General features: G+C 64.1%; 4 protein-coding genes. 1 reads left to right on the top strand and 3 read right to left on the bottom strand.

Annotated elements, in window-relative coordinates:
* Together AC1DT2_RS20505 and AC1DT2_RS20500 are read right to left on the bottom strand one after the other, a co-directional pair.
* Positions 1–140, bottom strand: a 140-nt coding sequence (locus AC1DT2_RS20505; protein WP_477298379.1) for an NAD(P)-binding protein, incomplete at its 3' end; no start/stop codon positions are given.
* An 82-nt stretch (positions 141–222) separates the two neighbouring features.
* Positions 223–609, bottom strand: coding sequence for a TraR/DksA family transcriptional regulator (locus tag AC1DT2_RS20500; protein ID WP_477298377.1), 387 nt, complete (start codon positions 607–609; stop codon positions 223–225).
* 257 nt (positions 610–866) lie between these two features.
* On the opposite strand from AC1DT2_RS20500, the gene AC1DT2_RS20495 reads away from it, so the two are divergent.
* On the top strand, positions 867–1,775 hold the full coding sequence (locus AC1DT2_RS20495) for a LysR family transcriptional regulator (RefSeq protein ID WP_477298375.1): 909 nt from the start codon (positions 867–869) through the stop codon (positions 1,773–1,775).
* Between the two features lie 11 nt (positions 1,776–1,786).
* Here the strand turns inward: AC1DT2_RS20495 and AC1DT2_RS20490 are convergent.
* On the bottom strand, positions 1,787–2,544 hold a 758-nt coding region (locus AC1DT2_RS20490), incomplete at its 5' end, for a glucose 1-dehydrogenase (RefSeq protein WP_477298373.1).

Genomic DNA, 2,544 nt, shown 5'->3' with positions numbered 1-2,544 from the left:
CCGACGAGCCCCGCGCCGCGTCCTTCAAGGCCGCGCACGGAGCGTTCGAAGACGTGCACATCGTGGCCTGCCGCGCGCAGCAAGCTCGCTGCGAACAGACCGCCCATGGAACCGCCCACGATGCCGACACGTAACGTCATGCCGTCAACGTAACAGCTGGCGGGCCCGCGCTCCTTGCAGTTTTGTTCCGTGGCGGGGAGGGATTACGCCTGGCGTGCGGTCTCAGCGGGCGTTGCGCTCGGCGCGCTCGCGGGCTTCCATTTCCTCGAGGGTGTAGATCGTCTCGGGAATCGCTTCCAGGCGTGCCTTCGAGATTTCCTCGCCGTTGCCGTCGGAGATGCCGTAGGTGCCTTCGGCGAGTTTCTCCAGCGCGCGGTCCACGACGGCGATGCGGCCTTCGTTGTGACTCAGGATGGATTCGTCCCGGTCCTGCTGGGCAAAACGCTCGGCGTCGTCGCCGGAATCCTGCGGCTCGCCGCCGGCGGTCTGCTGGAGCAGGCCCTCTTCGTTGCCTGCGTCGTCGGCGGTGCCGATCAGCTGCTTGCGCAGGGCGACGAGGCGTTCGCGCTGGGCGTCGAGAAAGCTCTTGCTGAGAACGGTGTCATTCATGCGGTTGGCCTTGTTTGAAGACGGAGGACTATTCGCCGAACCCACGGCCGCGTCTTGGACGTTTGAACTCGGTGCCCGGGGTCTCGGTATTCGATGGCCGCATGGATGTTAGTCCGTTCCAGGGCTTCTCGCCGTGAACGGACGGGTGCAAAGTAACGGGTTCAACCGAGCGGCCTCGAGGCTGGCAGCCTTGCCATGCCTGCCGTAGATTGAGTCAGCGGGGCCCGGTACGTTCATGAACCCGATGCGGAGCACTTATGGATCGGCTTGATGCCATGCAGTTGTTCGTGCGGGTAGCCGATTCCGGCAGTTTTTCGAAGGCCGCGATCTCGAGCGGCGTTTCCCAATCCACGGTCAGTAAGCAGATCGCCGCGATCGAATCGCGGCTGGGCGTGCAGTTGCTGCGCCGGACCACCCGCGGCCTCAGCGTCACGGAGGCTGGCCAGCAGTACTACGAGTCCATCCTCCAGCTCATCGAGGCCGTGGATGCTGCTGAAGCCAGGGTAGGGCATGCGCAGGTCGCTCCGACGGGCGTGCTGCGCGTGGCTATCTCGGCGGCCTTCGGACGTTTTTTCGTCCTGCCCTACCTCCCGGAGTTCTTCGCCCTCTATCCGGAGATGACGATCGACTTCGACATCTCCGAACGTCACGCCAATCTTGTCGAAGACGGTATCGATGTGGCGATCCGCATCGGCGCGTTGTCCGACTCGTCGCTGGTGGCGCGACGCATCGGTGGGGTTCGCTTCGCGACGGTGGGTACACCTGCCTACTTCGAGCGTTACGGCGTTCCCCAGCATCCACGCGACATCGAAACGATGCCTTGCGTGGTCTTCATGTTCCAGGGCGCCTCGCGCGCCTGGCGGTTCGCAGAGAACGGCGTACCCCTCGTCGTCGACGGCAATCCGGTGATACGTACCAACGATGCCGAACACATCCGGGGCTCGGTACTTGCCGGACTCGGGATGGGGCACAACCCGGGTTGGTTGTACGCGCGGGATATTGCCGAGGGGCGCTTGCAGCAGGTGCTGGCTGGCTACTCGCCGCCCGCCTTTCCGATCAGCGCAGTGTCGCCGGCAGGTCGTCGACAGACCCGGAAAGCCCAGGTCTTCACTGAGTTCCTGGCCGCCAGGTTCAGCTCCATTCCGGAGCTGAGCCTGTCGGAGTGATCCTGCGGTGGTTAGCGCAGGCCGCCTGAGACGACGATGATCTCACCGGTGACCCAGCGCGCATCGTCAGAAGCGAGGAACACCGCTACCGGTGCGATGTCGTCGACATGGCCGATGCGACCCAGCGGCGTCTGCGAGACCAGGAATGTATCCAGCTCCGAACCGATGATGTTGCCGGTGTGGGTGCCTTCGGTCTCGACGATACCCGGGTTGAGCGAGTTGACGCGGATCTTGCGCGGTCCCAGTTCCTTGGCAAGCACGCCGGTGATGGCATCCAATGCACCCTTGGTCGCGGTGTAGATCACCGACTGCGGCGGCGTCATGCTGCTCACGCCCGAACCGATATTGATGATGCTGCCACCTTCGGGCAGGTACTTCATCGCGGCCTGCGTGACCAGTAAGGTGCCGCGCACGTTGACGTTGAAGTGGCTGTCGAAGTGCTCATCATCGAAGGCTTCGATCGGAGCGAACTTGTAGACACCCGAATTGTTCACCACGATATCGAGCCTGCCGAAGTTCGACACGGCCGCCTCGACCAGGGCCTGCGCCTGGGCGGCCTTGCTTACGTCGCCGCCGACGGCGACAGCCTTGCCGCCCGCCTTGGTGATGGCGTCGACAACGGCATCCGCGCCGGCCTTGCTCGACGCGTAGTTGACGACGACCGACGCGCCTTCGGCGGCCAGCGACTTGGCGATCTCGGCGCCGATACCCTTGGATGCGCCGGTAACGACCGCGACCTTGCCTGTGAGTTTGCTCATGATGTGAAGCC

The sequence above is a fragment of the Luteibacter sp. P4_E6 genome, from assembly GCF_056401535.1.
The sequence above is the reverse complement of the archived record's forward strand: the minus strand, read 5'-3'. Positions and strand labels throughout refer to the sequence as shown.

Coding starts and splice junctions, on each gene's coding strand:
- AC1DT2_RS20500 (WP_477298377.1), bottom strand. CDS start 609: ATGAATGACACCGTTCTCAGCAAGAGCTTTCTCGACGCCCAGCGCGAA.
- AC1DT2_RS20495 (WP_477298375.1), top strand. CDS start 867: ATGGATCGGCTTGATGCCATGCAGTTGTTCGTGCGGGTAGCCGATTCC.